The organism is Mycobacterium sp. EPa45 (assembly GCF_001021385.1).
Classification (GTDB): Bacteria; Actinomycetota; Actinomycetes; order Mycobacteriales; family Mycobacteriaceae; genus Mycobacterium.
In genome coordinates, this window is the sequence record NZ_CP011773.1 from 3,111,822 (window position 1) to 3,132,515 (window position 20,694).

20 protein-coding genes and 1 pseudogene are annotated in these 20,694 nt (G+C 67.6%); 13 read left to right on the plus strand and 8 right to left on the minus strand.

Annotated elements, in window-relative coordinates; translation table 11 throughout:
- The first annotated feature begins 43 nt into the window (after nt 1-43).
- Nucleotides 44-1,639, plus strand: a complete 1,596-nt coding sequence (locus AB431_RS14810; RefSeq protein WP_047330565.1) for an amidohydrolase — start codon at nt 44-46, stop codon at nt 1,637-1,639.
- Nucleotides 1,632-4,120 (plus strand): annotated as a pseudogene (locus AB431_RS14815) (glycosyltransferase); the annotation flags it as partial. The gene AB431_RS14810 and the pseudogene AB431_RS14815, both read left to right, overlap by 8 nt.
- A gap of 26 nt (nt 4,121-4,146) precedes the next feature.
- On the opposite strand, the gene AB431_RS14825 reads toward AB431_RS14815, so the two are convergent.
- Nucleotides 4,147-4,485, minus strand: coding sequence for an RNA polymerase-binding protein RbpA (locus AB431_RS14825; protein WP_047330568.1), 339 nt, complete (start codon nt 4,483-4,485; stop codon nt 4,147-4,149).
- A gap of 142 nt (nt 4,486-4,627) precedes the next feature.
- On the opposite strand from AB431_RS14825, the gene AB431_RS14830 reads away from it, so the two are divergent.
- The 4 genes from AB431_RS14830 (at nt 4,628) to AB431_RS14845 (ending at nt 8,313) form a co-directional block, all read left to right on the plus strand.
- Complete coding sequence (locus AB431_RS14830; protein ID WP_047330569.1) at nt 4,628-4,957, plus strand: hypothetical protein; 330 nt, start codon at nt 4,628-4,630, stop codon at nt 4,955-4,957.
- A gap of 7 nt (nt 4,958-4,964) precedes the next feature.
- Nucleotides 4,965-6,590: a RecQ family ATP-dependent DNA helicase gene (locus AB431_RS14835; RefSeq protein ID WP_235435674.1), complete on the plus strand. Its 1,626-nt coding sequence runs from the start codon at nt 4,965-4,967 to the stop codon at nt 6,588-6,590.
- A 107-nt stretch (nt 6,591-6,697) separates the two neighbouring features.
- Nucleotides 6,698-7,795: an LLM class flavin-dependent oxidoreductase gene (locus AB431_RS14840; RefSeq protein ID WP_047330571.1), complete on the plus strand. Its 1,098-nt coding sequence runs from the start codon at nt 6,698-6,700 to the stop codon at nt 7,793-7,795.
- Nucleotides 7,796-7,842: 47 nt separating this feature from the next.
- Complete coding sequence (locus tag AB431_RS14845; RefSeq protein ID WP_144418264.1) at nt 7,843-8,313, plus strand: hypothetical protein; 471 nt, start codon at nt 7,843-7,845, stop codon at nt 8,311-8,313.
- On the opposite strand, the gene AB431_RS14850 is transcribed toward AB431_RS14845, so the two are convergent.
- Nucleotides 8,310-9,005, minus strand: coding sequence for a hypothetical protein (locus AB431_RS14850; protein WP_047330573.1), 696 nt, complete (start codon nt 9,003-9,005; stop codon nt 8,310-8,312). The genes AB431_RS14845 and AB431_RS14850 overlap by 4 nt on opposite strands.
- A gap of 76 nt (nt 9,006-9,081) precedes the next feature.
- On the opposite strand from AB431_RS14850, the gene AB431_RS14855 reads away from it, so the two are divergent.
- The 4 genes from AB431_RS14855 to AB431_RS14875 all read left to right on the plus strand — a co-directional run bounded on the left by AB431_RS14855 (nt 9,082) and on the right by AB431_RS14875 (nt 13,560).
- Nucleotides 9,082-10,602: a carboxylesterase/lipase family protein gene (locus tag AB431_RS14855; RefSeq protein ID WP_047330574.1), complete on the plus strand. Its 1,521-nt coding sequence runs from the start codon at nt 9,082-9,084 to the stop codon at nt 10,600-10,602.
- Between the two features lie 83 nt (nt 10,603-10,685).
- Nucleotides 10,686-12,671 carry a phosphotransferase gene (locus AB431_RS14860; RefSeq protein WP_047330575.1) on the plus strand — a complete coding sequence of 662 codons (1,986 nt, stop codon included), beginning with the start codon at nt 10,686-10,688 and terminating at the stop codon, nt 12,669-12,671.
- A 427-nt stretch (nt 12,672-13,098) separates the two neighbouring features.
- A complete protein-coding gene (locus tag AB431_RS14870) occupies nt 13,099-13,317 on the plus strand; it encodes a DUF2945 domain-containing protein (protein ID WP_047330577.1) in 219 nt (72 codons plus the stop codon).
- A 3-nt stretch (nt 13,318-13,320) separates the two neighbouring features.
- Complete coding sequence (locus tag AB431_RS14875) at nt 13,321-13,560, plus strand: DUF3140 domain-containing protein (protein WP_047330578.1); 240 nt, start codon at nt 13,321-13,323, stop codon at nt 13,558-13,560.
- 1 nt (nt 13,561) lies between these two features.
- On the opposite strand, the gene AB431_RS14880 is transcribed toward AB431_RS14875, so the two are convergent.
- On the minus strand, nt 13,562-14,449 hold the full coding sequence (locus AB431_RS14880) for a hypothetical protein (protein WP_047333437.1): 888 nt from the start codon (nt 14,447-14,449) through the stop codon (nt 13,562-13,564).
- Between the two features lie 73 nt (nt 14,450-14,522).
- On the opposite strand from AB431_RS14880, the gene AB431_RS14885 reads away from it, so the two are divergent.
- Nucleotides 14,523-15,059: a DUF4333 domain-containing protein gene (locus AB431_RS14885; RefSeq protein ID WP_082135682.1), complete on the plus strand. Its 537-nt coding sequence runs from the start codon at nt 14,523-14,525 to the stop codon at nt 15,057-15,059.
- A gap of 9 nt (nt 15,060-15,068) precedes the next feature.
- Here AB431_RS14885 and AB431_RS14890 read toward each other — a convergent pair whose 3' ends face one another.
- On the minus strand, nt 15,069-15,776 hold the full coding sequence (locus tag AB431_RS14890) for a FadR/GntR family transcriptional regulator (protein WP_047330579.1): 708 nt from the start codon (nt 15,774-15,776) through the stop codon (nt 15,069-15,071).
- Nucleotides 15,777-15,915: 139 nt separating this feature from the next.
- Here AB431_RS14890 and AB431_RS14895 point away from each other — a divergent pair, with 139 nt between their 5' ends.
- Entirely contained in the window at nt 15,916-16,410 is a 495-nt protein-coding gene (locus AB431_RS14895) for a gluconokinase (RefSeq protein ID WP_047333439.1), read from the plus strand.
- A gap of 5 nt (nt 16,411-16,415) precedes the next feature.
- Nucleotides 16,416-17,852 carry a GntP family permease gene (locus AB431_RS14900; protein ID WP_047333440.1) on the plus strand — a complete coding sequence of 479 codons (1,437 nt, stop codon included), beginning with the start codon at nt 16,416-16,418 and terminating at the stop codon, nt 17,850-17,852.
- Between the two features lie 9 nt (nt 17,853-17,861).
- Here AB431_RS14900 and AB431_RS14905 read toward each other — a convergent pair whose 3' ends face one another.
- The 4 genes from AB431_RS14905 to AB431_RS14920 form a co-directional block, all read right to left on the minus strand.
- A complete protein-coding gene (locus AB431_RS14905; protein ID WP_082135684.1) occupies nt 17,862-18,497 on the minus strand; it encodes an RDD family protein in 636 nt (211 codons plus the stop codon).
- A 90-nt stretch (nt 18,498-18,587) separates the two neighbouring features.
- Nucleotides 18,588-19,505 carry a DoxX family protein gene (locus tag AB431_RS14910; RefSeq protein WP_047330580.1) on the minus strand — a complete coding sequence of 306 codons (918 nt, stop codon included), beginning with the start codon at nt 19,503-19,505 and terminating at the stop codon, nt 18,588-18,590.
- 44 nt (nt 19,506-19,549) lie between these two features.
- Complete coding sequence (locus tag AB431_RS14915) at nt 19,550-20,050, minus strand: DUF6328 family protein (protein WP_047330581.1); 501 nt, start codon at nt 20,048-20,050, stop codon at nt 19,550-19,552.
- A gap of 36 nt (nt 20,051-20,086) precedes the next feature.
- The gene (locus AB431_RS14920; protein ID WP_047330582.1) at nt 20,087-20,659 is read right to left on the minus strand and encodes a TetR family transcriptional regulator; all 573 of its coding nucleotides are present in this window, start codon (nt 20,657-20,659) and stop codon (nt 20,087-20,089) included.
- Between the last annotated feature and the right edge of the window lie 35 nt (nt 20,660-20,694).

The window sequence follows — 20,694 nt, forward strand, 5'->3', positions numbered from 1 at the left end:
CCCTCTGCGTCTGCCCCGCACGCGCGAGGGAGACTGACTGACCGTGACCACACTGCTGCTGGGCGGGCGCATCCACAGCCCGTCGCACCCGGATGCGACCGCGATGGCGGTTCGCGACGGCGTCGTCGCCTGGTTGGGCAGCGACGACGTCGGCCGGTCTCAGTTCGGCGACGCCATCACCGTCGACCTCGACGGCGCGTTCGTGGCACCCGCCTTCGTCGACAGTCACATTCATCTGACCTCGACCGGCCTGCTGATGACCGGGCTCGACCTGACCGGCGCGACTTCCAAACGGCACTGCCTGACCCTGGTCGCCCAGCACGCGGCGGCGCATCCCGGCCGGCCCATCTGGGCGCACGGCTGGGATGACGCGGGCTGGGCTCGCGACGAGGCACCCAGCACCGATGAAGTCGACGCCGTCGTCGGTGCGGTCCCCGCCTACCTGGCCCGCGTCGACGTCCACTCAGCCGTCGCATCAACCGGCCTGCGGGAGCTGGTGCCCGGGCTTCCTGCCGTCGCGGGTCACCACCCGCAGCGGCCCCTGTCGGCCGACGCCCATCACCTCGTCCGCAGCGAGGCGCGCCGCCTGCTGACCGCGCGCCAGCGCGCCGACGCCCGGCTCGCGGCCCTGGATGCGGTCGCCGGCGCCGGCATCGTCGCGGTCCACGAGTGCGCAGGACCCGAGATCGGCGGGGCCGACGACTGGCAGGAGTTGCGTGCCACCTCCCACGGCGTCGAGGTTGTCGGCTACTGGGGTGAAGCGGTCTCCAGCGCCGCGCAGGCCAGAGCGCTCATCGAGGCGACGGGCGCCAACGGTCTGGCCGGCGACCTGTTCGTCGACGGCGCGCTGGGCTCGCGCACCGCGTGGCTGTGCCAGCCGTATGCCGACGCGCCCGACCGCGTCGGCAACTGCTACCTGGACGCCGACGGCATCGCCGATCACCTGTTCGCCTGTACCGAGGCCGGCGTGACGGCGGGATTCCACGTCATCGGTGACGCGGCGGTGACCGCCGCGGTCGACGCCGTGACCCGGCTCGTCGAGCAATTCGGGGCGCCGGCGGTCGCCCGCTGCGGGCACCGGCTGGAGCATTTGGAGATGGTGAGCGCCGAGCAGGCCGCCACGCTGGGCCAGGCTGGAGTGACGGCCAGCATGCAACCCAATTTCGACGCGCTCTGGGGCGGCGACAGTGGCATGTACGCCCGCCGTCTGGGTGTTGATCGAGCCGGCCCGCTCAACCCCTTCTCACAACTAGCATCGGCAGGCGTGCCCTTGGCGTTCGGCTCAGATGCCCCGGTGACCAGCATCGATCCCTGGGCGACGGTGCGCGCGGCCAGCCATCACCAGACCGAAGGAAGCTCGATTTCCGTGCGGGCGGCGTTCGCGGCGGCGACCCGCGGCGGGTGGCGCGCCGGCGGGGTGCGCGACGGGATCAGCGGGACCTTGGTGCCGGGCGCGCCGGCGTCGTATGCGGTGTGGGAGGCGGCCGGCGACCTCGATGTCGCCGCCCCGGCCGACAGCGTCCAGCGCTGGTCCACCGACCCGCGCTCGCGGGTGCCCGCGCTGCCCCGCCTGGCGCCTGGCGACCCGCTGCCACGCTGCCGTCAGACCGTGCACCGGGGGTTTGTGCTCCATGGCTAGCTGGCTGCTGAAGTGGTTGCGCACCGCCCTGCCGCCGCGGCTGGTCCGGCTGCTGGTCGCGGTGACCGCGGGGCTGCTGTTGTGCGTCAGCTTCCCGCCAATCGGCTGGTGGTGGTCGGCGGTCGTGAGCTTCGCGCTGCTGAGCTGGGTGCTGGTGCATCCGAAGACGACGCCGGCCGGCGGGCTGGGATACGGGTTCCTGTTCGGATTGGCGTTCTACATCCCGCTGATTCCCTGGATCAGTGGTCTGGTCGGCCCGGTGCCGTGGCTGGCGCTGTCCGCGATGGAGGCACTGTTTCCGGCGCTGTTCGGCTGGCTGGCGGTCGTGGTGCGCCGCGTCCCCGGCTGGTCATTGTGGTTCGCGTTGCTGTGGTCGGCCCAGGAGTGGCTGAAGTCGGCCGTGCCGTTCGGTGGATTCCCTTGGGGCCTAGTCGGTTTCGGTCAGACAGGTGGACCTTTCCTGTCGCTGGTCCAGCTCGGCGGCGTGCCGCTGCTGTCGTTCGCGATCGCGTTGCTGGGCATCTCGCTGGCCGCGCTGGCCTTCGAGATCGCGCGCTGGTGGCAGCACAGCGCCCCGGCCCGATCGGGCGGGCACATGTCACTGTCCGGCCTGCTGCTGCCCGGGCTGTGCATCACCGCGGTGCTGCTCACCACCGCGGTGGCCGCACCGCAGGTGCGCCGCGCTGCCGGCGGCGCGGGCAATGAGCCGACGGTGACGGTGGCCGCGATTCAGGGCAATGTGCCGCGGCTTGGGCTGGACTTCAACAGTCAGCGTCGCGCCGTAATGGACAACCACGTACGTCAAACCCTGCAGCTGGCCGACGATGTGCACGCCGGCAGGGCGCCGCAGCCGCAGTTCGTGATCTGGCCCGAGAATTCGTCGGACATCGACCCGATGACCAATCCCGACGCCGCCCAGCAGATCAGCGCGGCCGCGCAGGCGATCGGCGCCCCGATTTTGGTCGGCGCCGTCATTGCCCGCCCGGACTGGACGCCGGAAAACCCGACCGCGTCGAACACCGTCGTTGTCTGGGATCCGGTCAACGGGCCAGGGGAGCGCCACGACAAGCAGATCATCCAGCCGTTCGGCGAATACATGCCGTGGCGGGGCTTCTTCCGGCACCTCTCGTCCTTCGCCGACCGCGCCGGCTACTTCGTGCCGGGTAGCGGGTCGGGCGTCGTGCACGCCGCCGGGGTGCCGGTCGGGGTGGCCACCTGCTGGGAGGTCATCTTCGACCGCGCGCTGCGCGAGTCGGTCCGCAACGGGGCCCAACTGCTGGCGGTCCCGACCAACAATGCGACCTTCGACCAGAACATGAGCGAACAGCTGCTGGCGTTCGCCCGCGCCCGCGCCGTCGAGCACGACCGGTATGTGGTGGTGGCCGGCACCACCGGGATCAGCGCGGTGATCGCCCCCGACGGCGCCGAGATCGCCCGCACCCAGTTCTTCACACCGGCCTATCTCGACATGACCGTACGGCTCAAGACCAGTGAGACGCCGGCCACGCGGTGGGGAGCGCTGATCCAGTGGGCGCTGGTCGGAGCTGCCATTTCGGTCGTGATCGGGGCCATACTGCACAATGGTTGGTTCATGCGCCCGTTGCGCCGCAGGCGGCGAGAGCGGGAAGCACGCAGCATGTCCGGGGGCGACGACGACGGCGACACCACGCCGGAGCAGGGCGATCCATCCTCAGCCCTGGCCGGGCAGCACGACAAAGGAGAGTCATGACCGACCGGGGCAACACGGGCGTCGAGCGCCCCAGCCAGCGCACCCTGGTGATCATTCCGACGTTCAACGAGTTGGAGAACCTGCCCCTGATCGTGGGCCGAGTGCACAAGGCCTGCCCCGAGGTACATGTGCTGATCGTCGACGACGGGAGCCCCGACGGGACCGGCGAGCTCGCCGACGAACTGTCCCTGGCCGACACCGACCGGGTTCACGTGATGCACCGCAACGCCAAGGACGGGCTCGGCGCGGCCTATCTCGCGGGGTTCGCCTGGGGCCTGAGCCGCCAATACAACGTGCTCGTGGAGATGGATGCCGACGGCAGCCACGCACCCGAGCAGCTCTACCGGCTGCTGGACGCCATCGACAGCGGCGCCGATCTGGCGATCGGTTCCCGCTATGTGCAGGGCGGCACCGTCCGCAACTGGCCCTACCGGCGGCTCGTGCTGTCCAAGACCGCCAACACCTACTCGCGCGTGCTGCTCGGGGTCGGAATCCACGACATCACCGCCGGTTACCGCGCCTACCGGCGCGAGGTGCTGGAGAAGATCGACCTGTCGGCGGTGGATTCCAAGGGCTACTGCTTCCAGATCGACCTGACCTGGCGCACGATCAACAGCGGTTTCAGGGTCACCGAGGTGCCCATCACGTTCCGCGAGCGTGAACTCGGGGTCTCGAAGATGAGCGGCTCGAACATCCGCGAAGCGATGGTCAAGGTCGCCCAGTGGGGCATCGGCGGGCGCATTGACCGCGCCCGCGGTGTGGTCCGCTAGAAGCTAGATCAGCTGCCGCGGCGCTTGGACTTGATGAGGTCCATGCGCTCCTTGAGCAGCTCCTCGAGCTCCTCGATCGAGCGGCGCTCCAGCAGCATGTCCCAGTGGGTGCGCGGGGGCTTGACCTTCTTGGGCTCGGGCAGGTCACCGTCGATCAGGGTGCCTTCGAGGCCGTTCTTGCAGGGCCAGGTGCCGGGGATCTCGGCGTCGTCGGCGAACGGAACCTCGAATTCCTCGCCGTTCTCGGTGCGGTACCGCGCAATCTGACGCGGCGCCAGGTCGTGGTTGCGGTCCGTCTCGTAGCTCACGGCTCCGAGGCGGCTGCCTCTCAGGACACGATCAGCCATCGTCAACTCTCCTCACAGTGCCAATTAAGGACCGGGGCCCTTAGAAGTCCGGGTAGTCAACGCAAGACAACTCTCTGCGGTTCCCGACTCGACCCCCCATGATACCGGGATCACTCGCACAGGCCGTCTACAGTCACATGACGTGACGCGTCGTTCCCGCTCCCAGCCGTGCCGGTGGTGCGGACGCGAGGTGGCCGACGCCGGCATGGGCCGGCGCAGGCAGTACTGCCGCCAGTCCTGCCGGCAGCGCGCCTACGAGCAGCGCGCGTTGGTCAAGGGCAGCGCGATCCCCGAGGACGCGGTGGTGCTGTCGGCCGAGGAGGCCGCCGAACTGTCCGACCGGGTTTACCAGGTGAGGTGCGCCGCCGAGGACGTCGCCACCGCGGTCGACGAGGGAGCGGCGACCGCGGAGTTGCGGCAACTGTGCGACGCGCTGGTCCGGGCTGCCAAGGCCGCGGACGGCTGGCGCTGAGAGGTCGGTGACCGGGCCGGTGGGTCGACGGACCGATCTGCAGCGGGTTGCCGCCGAGGTATTCGGCTGGCCTCAGTTGCGGCCGGCTCAGCTCGAGGCGATGGAGGCGGTGCTCGCCGGGCGTGACGTGCTGGCCGTGATGGCGACCGGCTCCGGCAAGTCGGCGATCTACCAGGTACCCGCAGTGTTGATCGACGGCGCGACGCTGGTCGTCTCGCCGCTGATCGCGCTGCAGCGCGACCAGATCAGCGGCCTGGCGGCCACCGACGCCCCTGACGCGGTCGCCATCAACTCGCAACTGGGCCGCGATGACATCGCCCGGAACTGGCAGGCGTTGCGGCACAAGGAGGTCGAGTACATCTTCTTGGCGCCCGAGCAGCTCACCAACGATGCCGTGGTCGCCGACCTGGCCGCGATGGACGTCTCACTGGTGGTGGTCGACGAGGCCCACTGTGTGTCCGCGTGGGGCCACGACTTCCGACCGAGCTATCTACGGATCGCCGACAGCATCGAACGTTTCGGTCACCCGCCCGTCATCGCGTTGACGGCGACCGCGTCGCCGGTGGTGCGCCGCGAAATCGTCGAGCATCTGCGGCTGCGCGATCCGCTGGTCATCGCCAGCGGCTTCGACCGCCCCAACATCGGACTCCAGGTGTCACACCACGTCACCGACCACGACAAGCGGGAGGCGGTGCTGGCCAGGATGCATCACGTCGAGCGTCCGGCACTGCTCTATTCGGCGACGCGTAGGGACTCTGAAAGCTATGCCGCGCAACTGAATTCATCCGGCATCAGCGCCGAGGCCTATCATGCGGGTCTGTCGCGAGAGCAGCGCGACGAGGTCCATCGGCTGTTCCGGGCCGAGGATGGGGTCGACGTGGTGGTGGCGACGTCGGCGTTCGGGATGGGCATCGACAAGGCCGATGTCCGCACCGTGGTCCACGCGTCGGTTCCCGACTCGATGGACAGCTACTACCAGCAAATCGGGCGGGCCGGTCGTGACGGCGAACCGGCGGTGGCGGTGCTGTTCTACCGTCCGGAGGATCTCGGCCTGGCCCGGTTCTTCACCTCCAACCGGCCCGACGAGGACCTGCTGGCGCGGGTGTATGCGGCCCTGGACCGCACGACCCCCAAGCGATTGGGTGAGCTGCGCACCGAACTCGGGGTGTCCGGTGCTCGGGTGACGAACGCGCTGAACCTGCTCGAGGAGGCGGAGCTGGCCGGCTCGGCGCGGGAAGGCTTCATCCGCAGCAGCGATACTGGCGTCGAGGAGGCGGTGCGCCGCGCCGTCGAGATCGTCGAACGCAACGAACGAGTCGACCGCACCCGGGTCGAGATGATGCGCGGCTACGCCGAGACACGGGATTGCCGGCGCCAGTTCCTGCTGAGCTATTTCGGAGAGGCGCTGCCGCAGCCGTGCCGCAATTGCGACAACTGTGCGACCGGTTTGCTCGACGACCCGCCGGCCACCGACCGCTGGGCGGTGCAGACGCCGGTCGTGCACCGGGAGTGGGGACCCGGAACGGTGATGGGCGCCGAGGATGACCGGATCACCGTGCTGTTCGACGAATTCGGCTATCGCACCCTGCTCTTGGAGTCCATCGAGGAGTCCGGTGTCCTGACTCGCCGCTGACGTCCTTTCGGTCACCGCGAATCAAACCCTTAACGGGAAGGGTCGGTCGTTCCTAGGGTCGATGGGCGCCAACCGGATAGTGAGATTGTTCCCAAGGGAGTGCGTCGTTGCCTGCGAAGTTTTTCTGGTTCCTGCCCACCAACGGCGACAGCCGCTCGATCGTGGGGGCATCGCACGCGTCGTCGCACCACATCGTTCCCGACGGATACCGTCCACCGAGCCGGCGGTACCTGGCCGAAGTGGCCAGGGCCGCGGACCGACTGGGCTTCGAGGGGGTGCTGACGCCAACCGGAACATGGTGTGAGGACGCATGGTTGACGGCATCGGCGCTGCTGGCCGAAACCGAGCGGCTGAAGTTCCTGGTGGCCTTCCGGCCCGGATTGGTGCCCCCGACGCTGGCCGCCCAACAGGCCGCGACGCTGCAACGGTTCTCCGACGGACGCCTGTTGCTCAACGTGGTCAGCGGCGGAGACGACAGCGAGCAGCAGCGCTTCGGTGACTGGCTCGATCACGACGAGCGTTACGCACGGACGGGCGAATTCCTGAAGGTCGTGAAGTCGGTGTGGGGCCAGGACTCGTTCGACTTCGACGGCGCGTACTACAAGATCCGCGACGGGCGCGTGTCGGAGCCGCCGAACCCGTTGCCGGAGTTCTACTTTGGCGGTTCTTCACCCGCAGCATTGCCGATCGCCGCCGAACACGTCGACGTCTACCTCACGTGGGGCGAGCCACCCGAGGCGGCGAAGGCCAAGATCGACATTGTGCGGGAGCTGGCGGAGGCTCGCGGTCGACGCCTGCGGTTCGGCATCCGTTTACACACCATCACCCGCGACACCGCGGCCGCGGCCTGGGCGGTCGCCGAGGAACTGGTCACCGAACTGACGCCGGCCCAGATCGACGAGGCGACAAGGCTGCATGCGAAGTCGGAGTCCGAGGGGCAGCGGCGGATGACCGCCCTGCACGGCGGGCGCACCGACAAGCTGGAGATCTACCCGAATCTGTGGGCCGGCGTCGGCCTGGTCCGCGGCGGTGCCGGCACCGCCCTGGTCGGCAGCCACGAAGAGGTGGCCAACCTTATCTGGGAGTACCACACGGTCGGGTTCGACGAGTTCATCCTGTCGGGCTACCCGCACCTGGAAGAGGCGTACTGGTTCGCCGAGGGCGTACTGCCGATCCTGCGCGCGAAAGGCGTTCTGGCCACCTGATTGCGGTGTTGAGGATTCATTGAGGTGTGCCCCTGATCCTCGACGGCATGAACACACGACACGCAGTTTGGCTGGGCGCGCTCACCGCGGGTTTCGGGATGGCGCTCGCGTTCGGCGCGGGCACCGCCTCCGCCGATGACGGCACCGGTTCGCCCGCGCGGGGCACCGCGGCGTCCGATACGACGGTTGCCTCCGAGGGTGCACCGCGCATTGATACGACGAAGGCGGTCGATCCGGCTTCGGTGAAGCTGGGCAGTGCACCGACGGCGGGCCTGGGTAATGGCCGCATGACATCGAGCTTCGGCTCCTCGGTCGGTGTCTACTCGTCGTTCGGGCCGTCGGCGGCCGGCTTCCAGACAGAGGCCGAGGAAATCGAGCAGTCGACGAAGTACTTGGAGGCCGACCAGAACAGGGACGAGGCGATCGTCGACGCCATGGGTGACGACCTGGACGAAATACGATCGGCGATGGCGGCCATGCCCGCGGCGGAGCAACTCTCGCCGAGGTCGGAGTCCTAACAGACGTATTGCACACCGATTCCCGCCGGCGGCGTGACCTGCCGGGCACACGCGAACGCGTCAACGCCGTCGGCGGCAAGGCGCACCGCCGATTGGCGGGCATAGTTCACGCACAGCAGGGCGCTGGCATCCGTGCGGCAGCGGTAGTTCCCGAATGACAGTGAAGCGTCATAAGGCAATTCGCGTCCCTGCCCGTAGGCGAAGCGCCCCGGGTCGCCATGCGCCGACCCGACCTGGACGCTGGAACCGTCGAAGTCGACCCAGCCGCCCTTCCACTGGCCGTAGGTGTCTGCCGGCCGCGGCGGCGGGTTCGTGAGCTCCACCAGACACGCCAGCGCCGGGGAACCGTGCTTGGCGTCGGTCATGCAATTCGTACCGCTCGGCGTTGTGAAGGCGATGTCGTCGCCGAGCTCGGTGGTGACACTTCCGCGCAACGCGATGTGGTACTGGGCCGCGTCGATCGGCGGGGCCGCCTCGATCCACTTGATCGCCTCGGCGATCGGGACACCGGCCGCCGGCGCCGGCACCGACGAGGTCGAAGTCGCCGATGAGGTGGCCGACGTCGGACCGGACGACGACGTGGGGGAGCGCGGGGTGATCGGTGTGAGCTGGGTCTGGCGCGCCTGACCGCCCGTCGCACCCGAACATCCCGCGACCAGCAGCGACGCGGTGAGCAACACGGCGATCCGCATCCGGACAGGCTAGCGGGCGGCGGCGGTTCGGGTCGCCAGGCGCGTCGAGAGGCGAAATGTTCGCTACCGTCGAGTGATGCACGAACACACCGTCCGCGCCACCACGCGCAGCGGCATCGTCGAGGGGTTCGTCCGAGGCGGGGTCAACAGGTGGCGTTCCATCCCGTACGCCCGCCCGCCGGTAGGTGCGCTGCGCTTCCGCGCGCCACAGCCACCACAGCCGTGGCGGGGTGTGCGGTATTGCCACGGCTTTGCCAACTGTGCACCTCAGCAGCGCCGCTACACGATGTTGGGCGTGGGCAAGTACCAGCCGATGGGCGAGGACTGCCTGACCCTCAACGTCGTCACGCCCCAGTGGTCGGGATCCGAGCCGGACCGCGGGCCCCTTCCGGTGATGTTCTTCATCCACGGCGGTGGCTACTTGATGGGCAGCTCGGCCACCCCGCTCTATGACGGCGCCGCACTGGCCCGTCGCGGTTGCGTCTATGTGTCGGTGAACTACCGCTTGGGCGCGCTCGGCTGCGTGGACCTTTCGGCACTGTCCACGCCGGACACCCCGATCGACAGCAATCTGTTCCTGCGCGACCTCGTCATGGCGTTGCGCTGGGTGCGCGACAACATCGGTGCGTTCGGCGGCGACCCCGGCAACGTGACGATCTTCGGCGAGAGCGCCGGCGCCCATGCCGTCGCCACACTGCTGGCTGTTCCCGAGGCCGAAGGCCTTTTCGCACAAGCTATTTCCGAAAGTCCGGCGTCCGGATTGGTGAGTGGACCGGAGACCGCGGCCAAGATCGCCGGCAAGTTCGCCAAGTCGCTCGGGTCCTCCGGAGATGACGCCGCCGAAACCTTGATGCGGGCCCGGCCAAGGGATCTGGTGGTCGCGCTGGACGCGCTGCTCACCGAGAGCCTGACCGACATGGATGGTGCGTTTTCGCTCGGGCCGACCTACGGTGACGACGTTCTGCCCGACGACCCGGTCGCCGCCATGCGGCGGGGCGCGGCCCACAAGGTTCCGCTGATCGTCGGCACAAATGCCGACGAGGGCAAGCTGTTCACCCGGTTCATGAAGCTGCTGCCGACCACCGAGGCGGCAATCGAGCGGCTGCTGGCGAGCGCGGAACCTGAAGCGCGCGAACGTATCACCGCCGCCTATCCCGGCTATCCGCGTCCCGAGGCGTGCGTCCAGCTCGGTGGTGACTTCGCTTTCGGTACGGCAGCCTGGCAGATCGCCGAGGCGCACAGCCCGCACGCACCCACGTACGTCTACCGCTACGACTATGCGCCGCGCACCTTGCACTGGTCGGGTCTCGGGGCCACCCATGCCACCGAACTGCTGGCCGTCTTCGACATCTACCGCACGCGATTCGGATCGGCGCTGACCGCGGCGATGGACCGCCGCTCGGCACTGAGGGTGAGCCGCGACGTGCAGAACCGCTGGCGCCACTTCAGCCGCGCCGGCGTGCCGGGCGAGGACTGGCCACGCTACGCCGAGGCGGAACGTCCGGTGTTGGTGTTCGACCGCCACACCCGCGTCGAATACGACCCTCATCCGCATCGGCGCAAGGCCTGGGCGGGCTTCTCGCTGATCGGACGCTAGCCTGACCAGGCCGTAATTGACACCCGTCAAGAGATGGCCGTAAAACCCTCCGGGGTGCCGGGAACTTGTCCTAGGTTGGTCGCGTGCAGACCAACGAGATCGTCATCGAGCGCCCGAGTGACCTGACCGCCGAATGGCTGGCTGCGGCGATCAGCGCCCCGGTCGCCGGATTCACCGTCGACCGCATCGGCACCGGGCAGATGAGCGAGTGCTATCGAATCGGACTGACCTACGACGACGGCGCCACCGGTCCGGAATCGGTGGTTCTCAAGGTCGCCGCTACCGACCCGACGAGCAGGCAGACCGGACTCGCGCTGGGGCTCTACGAGCGCGAGGTGAAGTTCTACTCCGACGTCGCCCCGCGCCTGGGCGGTCCGATCGCCGAGTGCTACCACACCTCGTATGACCCGCAGACGGGAATTTTCGCGCTCCTGCTCGACGATGCCGCCCCGGCCGAGGTCGGCAACGAAATCCGCGGTGCCACAATCGCGGAAGCAACCCTGGCCTTGACCGAACTCGGTCGTTTGCACGCCCCGGTGATCGGCAACGAGAGCCTGGCCGAAGCCGACTGGCTCACCCGAGCGGCCCCGCTGAACCAGGCGCTGGTCGCCCAGCTGTGGGCCGGATTCGCCGATCGGTACGGCGATGCGATCACCCCCGACCAGAGGCTGGTGTGCGAACGACTGGTCGCGAGCTTCGATGCGTACCTGGCCGACGAATCGGTGCCCGAGCGGATCAAGGGCCTGGTCCACGGCGACTACCGACTGGACAACATGCTGTTCGGCCGCCCGGGATCAAAGCGTGACCTCACCGTCGTCGACTGGCAGACCGTCACCTGGGGCCCGGCCATGACCGATGTCTCGTACTTCATCGGATGCGCGGTCGCCATCGAGGATCGCCGCGCTCACTACGACGAGCTGCTGAGCGCGTATCACCAAGGGCTCGGCCCTGATTCGGCCATCACCCTCGACGAGGTGCGCGAGGGCGTCCGGCGTCAGAGCTTCGCGGGCGTCATGATGGCGGTCGTCTCGTCGATGCTCGTGGAGCGGACCGAGCGCGGCGACGAGATGTTCCTGACCATGCTGGACCGGCACACCAGCCACGTCCTGGACACCGGCGCACTCGACATCCTGCCGCCGCCTGCCGCCGCGCCGGCCTTGACACCCGACCCCGCTGACGAGGGCGCACACCAACCCGGGGATGAGCCGCTCTGGAACGAAAGCTGGTACTGGGACTTCGCCGATCCGGCACAGGGTGTGGGCGGGTGGCTCCGGCTCGGGCTGGTGCCGAATCAAAACGTCGCGTGGATCAACGCGCTGGTGTGCGGTCCCGATATGCCGACGGTCGCGCTGGTCGACTTCCAGGCGCCGCTGCCCGCCGACCCCGGGGTGGCGCAGGCCGACGGCGCCGAATTGCGCCACGGCGCCATCACGCCGCTGCAGACCTACCGGGTCGAGGCGCGCGGTAGCGCACAGGAGTACGACGATCCGTCGGCGCTGCTGCGCGGTGAGCCGGGCCGGCCCGTCGAGTTGGCGATCGACCTCACCTGGACCACGGCGGGCACTCCGTATGCGTACCGCATCACCACGCGTTACGAGATACCGTGCACCGTCACCGGAACCGTCACCATCGACGGACGGGTTCATCAGTTCGAGGCGGTCCCCGGGCAGCGCGACCACTCCCACGGTGTGCGCGACTGGTGGAGCATGGACTGGGTCTGGAGCGCACTGCACCTCGACGACGGCACCCATCTCCACGGAGTCGACCTTCGCATCCCCGGCATGGACCCGATGAGTGTCGGTTACCTCCAACGCGCCGGCGAACCGGTCACCGAGACGACGACGGTCAGCGCCGAAGCGACGTTCTCCGACAACGGGTTACCGCTGACCACCAGCATCGACTACCTACCCGGCCCGGTGCACACGACCGTCGGCGTACGCGGTCATGCACCTGTCCGATTGCTGGGCCCGGAGGGTCAGGTGAGCTTCTTCCCAAGGGCCTGGGTCACCGTCGAGACGGCGGACGGCAGGACCGGTTCGGGTTGGGTGGAGTGGAACCGCAACCTGTGACGGGCTAAGCAGCCGACCGGAACGTATCGTGCGATGCGTCAGTCGATGCCACGTCAGCATTCTCGTTGCCGACCGGCAACTCCGCCCGGAGTCGCCGCCGCGCTGATCGAGGTCGCCGGGGCGCACGCGCTGTCAGCCACGTCCACACGCCGATCGCCCCGCTGACCACAGCCGCAGCGACGAGGAAGAGCCACAGCCAGTCGAGGGCGGCAATCGTCTTACCGATGACGGTCCAATCGCTCCAGACGTCCACTGTCCCATGCCTCCTCTTGGCTCACCCGGTCACTCTCAACCGTAGATCGGTCGACCGGTGACCGAGCGCCGTGGAGGTCGTCGAAATGATGACCAAAGTCCCTTTCTTGCAGGCCAAGTTCTTACGGCTACGCCGTCGCCGATTAGGCCCGGCACCACGCGGGTACGCGCCGGCATGGGCAAAGACGATTTCCACAAGGGCGACAAGGTCACCTGGCAGAGCCACGGCAGTACTGCGGAGGGCACCGTCGAGGAGAAGATCACCTCCGATACCACGGCGGCCAAACGCACGGTGCGCGCCTCGCCCGACGAGCCGCAGTACCGGGTCCGCAGCGACCAGAGCGGCAACGACGCTGTGCACAAACCCGAAGCGCTGCAGCGTAAGTCGAGCTAGGCAATGGCGGAGAACGACGCCGCCCCCGAGTTCGACGCAGTCGTCAACATGACGGCCACCGAACTCGAGAAATGGCTCGACACCGACGAATCGAAGGACGTCGGCCAGAAATCCGACTACGCCCACATGCGCAAGGTCGTCGGTTACGCCAAGCGGCACCTCGCGCAGCGGCCGAGCGGCGACGTCAGTGATTCGAACTGGCGCTATTCACTGATGAATTGGGGTCACGACCCGACGAAGTGATTCACAGCCCCGCAGAGTCGTCGTCGAGTTCGTCGCGGCGCAGCGCCATCGGCGTGGCGGCGGGCAAATCGCCTCCCGCGATGACCTGACGGGTGATCGGCGTGATCGCCTGGAAGAGCCGCTCGACTGCTGCGTCGTCGAGGGCTGCCAACGCCGACAGCGCCAGGGTATCGGTGCGCAATTCTATGTGCTGCTTCAGCGCCCGGCCGGCCTCGGTGAGAGTTCCCGTGGGCGTGAGCAATCCGCGCTCGCCGAGCGACCGCACGCACGAGTCCCACTCGTCGTCGGAGTAGTCGCGGCTGCGCTTGATGAAATCGGCAGGCACCGCGCCGGCACCGACGTGGAACACGTTGGATTCGCGACCGCTGATGCCTTCGCTCACCAGAACCGCCACATGGGCGTCGCCCCGGTGTTCGCGTAACAGCGTCGCGGCGTGCCACAGGGCCGCCAGCGGACTGTCGGGCCAGGGCAGCGCCAGATTCGCCGCGAACAGCGGCCGGCCGTCCAGCGGTGCACCCCGTGCCGCCGAGCCGGCCAGCTCAGCGGCCTCCACGACTCCGGGGGTGTCGTCGCTCAGCCCGTAGCCCCGCAGCGCAGTGACCGCGGTGTCCTGACGCGCCCGCACCATCTCGGCGGGTGTGGCGATGTCCCAGATGGCCGGTATCGCCTTGCCCACGCGCTCGGCGGCAAAGTTGTAGAAGATCGCGGTCACGATCTCCACTGGCACCTGACCCAGCGGTGCAGCGCGGCCGGCGAAGTAACCTCGCCAGAACCCGAGGAATCCCATGGCGTCGAAGGCACTTCGGACCACCGGTGCGAAGTATGTGATGCCGTGAATGGGTTCATAGCGGTCGAAGAAACGCCGCGCCAGTGCGGGAGTTCTGCTCACTCCGGTAGTCAACCACTTGGTATCTTGCTCGCACCGTGCGGATACCCGAGCCGTCGGCACGTCCCGGGAGGTCATGATGCTTTCGACACGGCTCGCCGCGGCGGTGGCGACCGTCGGGGTTACGGCGGTTGCGTTGAGCGGGTGTTCGTTCAGCGCCAGCACCGGCGGTCTCGCGGTGTCGAAGACCGACCTGGAGAAGGACATCACCCAGCGTCTGCAGAAGGCCGGCGAGAAGCCACAAACCGTGACCTGCAAGGAGAATCTACCGGGCCAGGTCGGGAAGACGACCCGCTGCGAGCTGTTGTTGAGCGGTGCCGACGGCTTTGACGTCGTTGTCACCGCGACGAAGATCGACGGCGAAAACATCAGCTACAGCATGATCCCGGCCGCCTCAAAGGAGCAGCTCGACAAGCTCGTGACGAAGACGGTGTCGGAGTCCGCAAAGGTCACCGTCGACTCGGCTGACTGCGACGGTGGGCTGGAGGGCAGGCAAGGCGCAGAGGCGCACTGCGACGTCACAGCCGACGGTGAGACGACGCGGCAGCTCGTGACCGTGACCAAGGTGGAGGGTTTGATGATGTACTTCCACGTTCAGCCGGCGCCGTCCTAGGCCCGCAACCTAATTGCCCGGCTGGGCCGACAGGTCAGCCATCAGCGCGGCAGCAGATTCGTCGATGATCGCCCGCATGGCGCGCTCGGCGGTGGCCTCGTCGCGCATCCGTATCGCGCGCGCGACCTCATCGTGCAGTTCGATCGCGGCGGGGTTTGGCCGGTCGGGCATCATTCCGTGGTGGGTACGTCCTCCGAGGACCTCGGCGACCACATCGTTGAGCGCGCGGAACATCTCGTTACCGCTGGCTTCCAGCAGAGTCTTGTGAAAGATCTTGTCCGCTAACAGGTACGAGTCCAAGTCACCTGAGCGGCCATGCACCACCATGTCCGACACGGCGGCCGCCATGATCCGGCACTGATGCGGATCGGCCCGCCGGGCAGCCAAGGCGGCCGCCGCCGGCTCGAATCCGCGACGCAACTCCGACAGCGACATCAGCTGTGCGGCCCGGTCGCCCACGTCCAGCCGCCAGCGAATCACTCTGGGATCGAACACGTTCCACTTGCCGGATGGCTGAATGGTGATGCCCACGCGGCGGCGGGGCGCAACCATTCGCATGGACTCCAGCACCCGGATGGCTTCCCGGGCGACCGAGCGGGAGACGCCGTGCTCGGCGCTGACGCCGTCGAGGGTCAGCACATGCCCCGTTGGGTAACGCCCAGAGACGATGGCTTGGCCGAGCGCGGCCAACACGCTGCTGTGCAGCACGCTGACCATTGGCTCGGATGTCACACATACATGTTGTCATACGCTGTCCCTGATGCGATAAAACATATTCATCACAATTAGGTCTTGAAAAGATCTGACTATTGATGGGATGCTGTGTGACATGCCAGACAGCAGGGTAGACGCGGGCATGGCCTCACCGATCGTCGTCATGGGGGTGTCCGGTTCCGGAAAATCAACCGTTGGCGCAGCGTTGGCTCAACGGTTGCGCGTGCCCTTCGCTGACGCCGACGACTTCCACCCGCCGGCCAACATCGCCAAGATGACCGCAGGCCACCCACTCGACGACGACGATCGCTACCCATGGTTGGAGGCCATCGGGGAGTGGCTGGCCGAACATTCCGGGGGCGGTGTGATGAGCTGTTCGGCGCTCAAGCGCAAGTACCGCGATCAGCTCCGGCGGCACTGCGCCGATGTCAGGTTCCTTCATCTGCGAGGAACCACCGAAGTCATCGCTCGTCGACAGGCAAGCAGGCCAGGCCATTTCATGCCCGCGACCCTGCTGGCCTCACAATTCGACACCCTCGAACCCCTCGATGCCGACGAACACGGCATCAGCATCGACGTCGATCAGAGCATCGATTCGATCGTCGACAGCTACGTATCCCGCACATCAGGAAAGTGACGCCGATGAACCTGAATGCCACCATCCTGGCCGAAGCGCCCAAATTGGCGACACCGGTAGCGCCCGGCTGGCAGCTCATCCTGGCCTTCCTCGCCGGGATCGCGGTGATCGTTGTCCTGATCACCGTGCTGCATCTGCATCCCTTCCTGTCCTTGATCTTTGGCGCCTTGACCGTCGGTATCGTCGCCGGCGAGAACCTGGAGAAGGTGCTCAAATCGTTCTCCGACGGCTTCGGCTCCACCGCGGCCGGGGTGGGCATCCTGATCGCCCTGGGTGCGATGTTCGCCAAACTGCTGGCCGATTCCGGCGGCGCCGACGAGATCGTGGACACCATCGTCGGACATGCCTCACCGCGGGCGCTGCCGTGGGCAATGGCGTTGGTCGGCGCGATCATCGGCCTGCCGATGTTCTTCGAGATCGGACTCGTCCTGCTGATGCCGGTCATCTACCTGGTGTCCCGCCGCTCCCAACTTTCACTGGTGACAGTCGGAATTCCGGCGCTGGCCGGGCTTTCGGCAATGCACGGCTTCGTGCCACCGCACCCCGGACCGCTGACGGCGATCTCCCTACTCCATGCCGACCTGGGCTTGACACTGGCTCTCGGTGTGGCCGTTGCGATTCCGACGATCATCGTCGCCGGTCCGCTGTTCGGCAAACTCGCCGGGCGCTGGGTGGTCGTCGAAGCACCAGATACGTTCGGCTCCGGCGCCGCCGCGTTGCGCGAGGCCGGCCCGGAGGGCGAGGTCATTCCCGACGAGAACCGCGGGCCTCGCCGGCCGTCGTTCGGGGTGACGCTGTTCAGCGTGCTGCTGCCGGTCGTGCTGATGCTCGGCAAAGCGCTCGTCGACATCTTCATCGACGACGAGAACCAGTGGTTCCGAGTCACGTTCGACGTGCTGGGCACCCCACTGGTAGCGCTGCTGATCGCGGTGATCGTCGGCATCTTCACCCTCGGCAGGGGTGCGGGCATGTCGCGCGGCGCCGTGATGAAGTGCGTCGAATCGGGCCTGCCCCCGGTTGCCGGCATCATCCTGATCGTCGCCGCGGGCGGCGGCTTCAAACAGGTTCTGGTCGACAGCGGAATCGGCACCCTGTTGGCTGACTGGGCCAAGGGCGCTCACATCTCGGTCATCGTGCTGGCCTGGGTGCTGGCCGTGCTGATCCGCCTTGCGACCGGCTCGGCGACGGTGGCCACCATCACCGCGTCCGCGTTGGTGCTGGGCTTGGTCGAAGGCCTCAGCAGCGGTCAGGTGTCGCTGGTCGTGCTGGCTGTCGGCGCCGGCTCGCTGTTCTTCTCCCACGTCAACGACGCCGGATTCTGGTTGGTCAACCAGTACTTCCGCATCAGCGTCGGCCAGACGATCAAGACCTGGTCACTGATGGAGACGGTGCTGTCAGTGACCGGTCTGATCGTCGTATTGCTGCTCGGCCTGGTGATCTGAGCGCGGCGCTCAGCCCTTGACGACCTGCGTTCCGCCGGCGAGTTCGTCGTGCTTGCCCTGCTTGGTCGGACTGCCGTTGATCGTCACCGCGATCACGATGTAGGCGATCACAGCCAGCAGACCGCCGATGTAGGGGATCACCGACAGCAGCGTGAACGAGTTGCGGATCGCCGACTGCTGAAGGTTCGGTTTCGGCGCACCGCCGGGGCCGTGCACGCTCAAGCCCAGAATCTTCTTCGCCGGAGTCCAGCCCTGCGTCACCTCGAACGCCACGAAGTAGACGAAGGTCAAAACCCCCGAAAACAGGCCTGTCACAAGGATATTGCTCGTCGCATCGAGAAGCAGCGCGAGGACAAAGGACACGATGGCGACGATGATCCCGTCGATGAAGCGCGCGGCGAACCGCAGCCCAAGCCCGCCGGGCTGGCCACCGGTGGGCACCGGTGGCGGGTAGCCGCCACCGTAACCCTGCTGGCCGTAGGGATCCTGGGCCGGCGGCGGGACGTACCCACCGGGTTGACCGGGCGGCGGCGGGGGATAGCCGGACGGCGGCGGGGGATAGCTACCCGGTTGACCCGTCGGGGGCGGCGGCGGATAGCCGCCAGGCGGGCCGTACGCGTTCGGGTCGTTGTCACCGGTGGTCATTGCTTGCTCCTCCCGCTGAAATCAGTCCGGCTTAATCTACCCTCCGGTCTGCCTACAGCAGGGGCAACGCCCGCGGCGCGATCGCGATTCTCAGCGCCTGGCCCGCTTCTTGGCTTCCTTCTTGGCCTTCTTGTTGGCCTTCTTGGCCCGGGCGCGCGTGGTCTCGACCAGATCGCCACCCTGGTCCCTGGCGACGTCGACGAATTCGGCACTTCGCTTCCGCGCGACATCAGCCAGTTCAGCGCTGCGCTCACTGGCCACATCGGCGAACTCGGCGCCGCGCTTGCGGGCGATTTCGGCGAACTCCGCACCACGCTCGCTGGCGACGTCGGCCAGCTCGGCGCCACGCTCGCGGGCGATCTCGGCGAACTCCGCACCACGCTTGCGGGCCGTCTCCAGCAGCGGCGCGGCGCGCTCACCGGCGGTCAGGGCCAGTTCGCGGCCGCGTTCGGCACCGATCTGCAATCCGTGGCCCACCTTGGGACCGACCCGGTCCAGAAGGTCGCTGTCAAGGAGGCTGTGGCTCGATCCGGGCAGGCTACCCGACACCGCATCGCTGACCTTGCGGGCGGCGCGGCGCCCGCGCCAGCCCAGGGACGGTTTCCCGGCGGTGTCGGCCGAGGCGATGATCAGACCGCCGAGCAGGCTGAGGTCGGTCAGGAACGCGCGTCGCTTCTCGGCCTTGAGCTGTTGGTCGGACTCGTCCCAGAACATGTGGGCGCCGAGATTGGCAGGAACCACGGTGGCCGCCAATGCGGCCGAGGCCACCCGGGGCAGCTTGCCCGATGCCAGCAGCACCCCGCCACCGATCTGGACAGCCGCGGTGATCTTCGCCAGTGTCTCCGGATCGCTGGGAACGTTTGCGCTGACGGGCTCGGGCAGCTTCTGCAGACCCTCGAGAGTCGGGCGGGCGGCTTCGGCCGCCGGTTTCGGGCTCTTCAGGGCTTCGAATCCCTGGCCGATGAACACCGCTGCCAACATGGGCCGAGCAACTCTGCGAATCAACATGGCGCGGGTGTTCCCTACCGGCTAGGCCGTCAAACCCGGGGGCGTCAGCTGTCGAGGCGGCGCATCCACAAGGGGAACGCCACCCAGGCGGCCGACATCACGACCGCGGTCACGACGCCGGCGAGCACGCCGGCGCCTTCGCCCATCACGGTGCCGAAGACGACGACCGCAACACCGGTCAGCGCGGCGCCGAGTAGCAGGAGACCAGAGAACGCGAATCGATGGGCTATCGCGACCAGGGGCCGCAACTTGTGCCTGCGGAACAACATCCGGTGCATCCCAACCGGCGCGACCAGGAGAACTGTCGCCGCCAGCGAGCAGATCACGGTGGCCAGGTAGACCGCGCGCAGTTCGGAGCTCAACGTGGTGAACCGGTTCTGGAATGGCAGGGTCAGCAGAAACCCGGTGAGCAATTGAACGCCGGTTTGCGCGACGCGAAGCTCCTGGAGCAGGTTGGACCAGTTACGGTCCAAGCGCTCCGCCTCCGTCTCGGAGCGAACCGAAGCGTTCCACCGCTGGTCCATTTCAGGGTGGTCGACGTCCACCTGGTGGTCATGCCCGAGTGAATACCGCTTGAAACCTCAGGTCAGCAGCAGGCGGGCGGACGCCTCGAGACGGCTGGCGATCTCGGTGTACGAGGCATATCCCATACCGGCCCGCACGAGGGCCCCGGCGTAGAGCTGCTCGAGCGACTCGATGACATTCGAATCACACTGTGTCCCAAGCGCGGTGCTCAACCGCTGATGAATCTCGCGACCGATCCGAAAGCGGAGATGCTCGACGTCGGGATCCTTGCCGAGCAGCGCGGTGGTGACCGCGCCTGCCAATTCGGGCTCATCGGCCACCAGCAGCGCGATGTGGCGGAGTACGCCCACCACGCGATCGACGGGGTCCGGGGAGTCGTCCGGCGGTGCCGGCGTCGAGGCCAGCCGCCGCCAGAACACCTCGGCGACCAGATGCTCCTTGGACGAAAAGTACGTGTAGGCGGTGGCCGCGCCGACGCCTGCCTCGGCGGCCACCATCCGGATCGTCAGGCCGGAGAATCCTTCACGGCTCAACACCTCGACCGCGGCGCGGCCCAGGCGGTCGACCGTTGCGGCCTGCTTTGCTGTCAACCGGCGCCGCGTCGATTCCCGAGCTACCGGATCAGACACATGTCCGGACGCTACTACAACCGACCTGCACCGAC

What these genes read in the sequence shown, in the direction of transcription:
- AB431_RS14825 (WP_047330568.1), bottom strand. Translation starts at nt 4,485, where the DNA reads ATGGCTGATCGTGTCCTGAGAGGCAGCCGCCTCGGAGCCGTGAGCTAC.
- AB431_RS14845 (WP_144418264.1), top strand. Translation starts at nt 7,843, where the DNA reads ATGAACACACGACACGCAGTTTGGCTGGGCGCGCTCACCGCGGGTTTC.
- AB431_RS14850 (WP_047330573.1), bottom strand. Translation starts at nt 9,005, where the DNA reads ATGCGGATCGCCGTGTTGCTCACCGCGTCGCTGCTGGTCGCGGGATGT.
- AB431_RS14855 (WP_047330574.1), top strand. Translation starts at nt 9,082, where the DNA reads ATGCACGAACACACCGTCCGCGCCACCACGCGCAGCGGCATCGTCGAG.
- AB431_RS14870 (WP_047330577.1), top strand. Translation starts at nt 13,099, where the DNA reads ATGGGCAAAGACGATTTCCACAAGGGCGACAAGGTCACCTGGCAGAGC.
- AB431_RS14875 (WP_047330578.1), top strand. Translation starts at nt 13,321, where the DNA reads ATGGCGGAGAACGACGCCGCCCCCGAGTTCGACGCAGTCGTCAACATG.
- AB431_RS14885 (WP_082135682.1), top strand. Translation starts at nt 14,523, where the DNA reads ATGATGCTTTCGACACGGCTCGCCGCGGCGGTGGCGACCGTCGGGGTT.
- AB431_RS14890 (WP_047330579.1), bottom strand. Translation starts at nt 15,776, where the DNA reads ATGGTCAGCGTGCTGCACAGCAGCGTGTTGGCCGCGCTCGGCCAAGCC.
- AB431_RS14895 (WP_047333439.1), top strand. Translation starts at nt 15,916, where the DNA reads ATGGCCTCACCGATCGTCGTCATGGGGGTGTCCGGTTCCGGAAAATCA.
- AB431_RS14900 (WP_047333440.1), top strand. Translation starts at nt 16,416, where the DNA reads ATGAACCTGAATGCCACCATCCTGGCCGAAGCGCCCAAATTGGCGACA.
- AB431_RS14905 (WP_082135684.1), bottom strand. Translation starts at nt 18,497, where the DNA reads ATGACCACCGGTGACAACGACCCGAACGCGTACGGCCCGCCTGGCGGC.
- AB431_RS14910 (WP_047330580.1), bottom strand. Translation starts at nt 19,505, where the DNA reads ATGTTGATTCGCAGAGTTGCTCGGCCCATGTTGGCAGCGGTGTTCATC.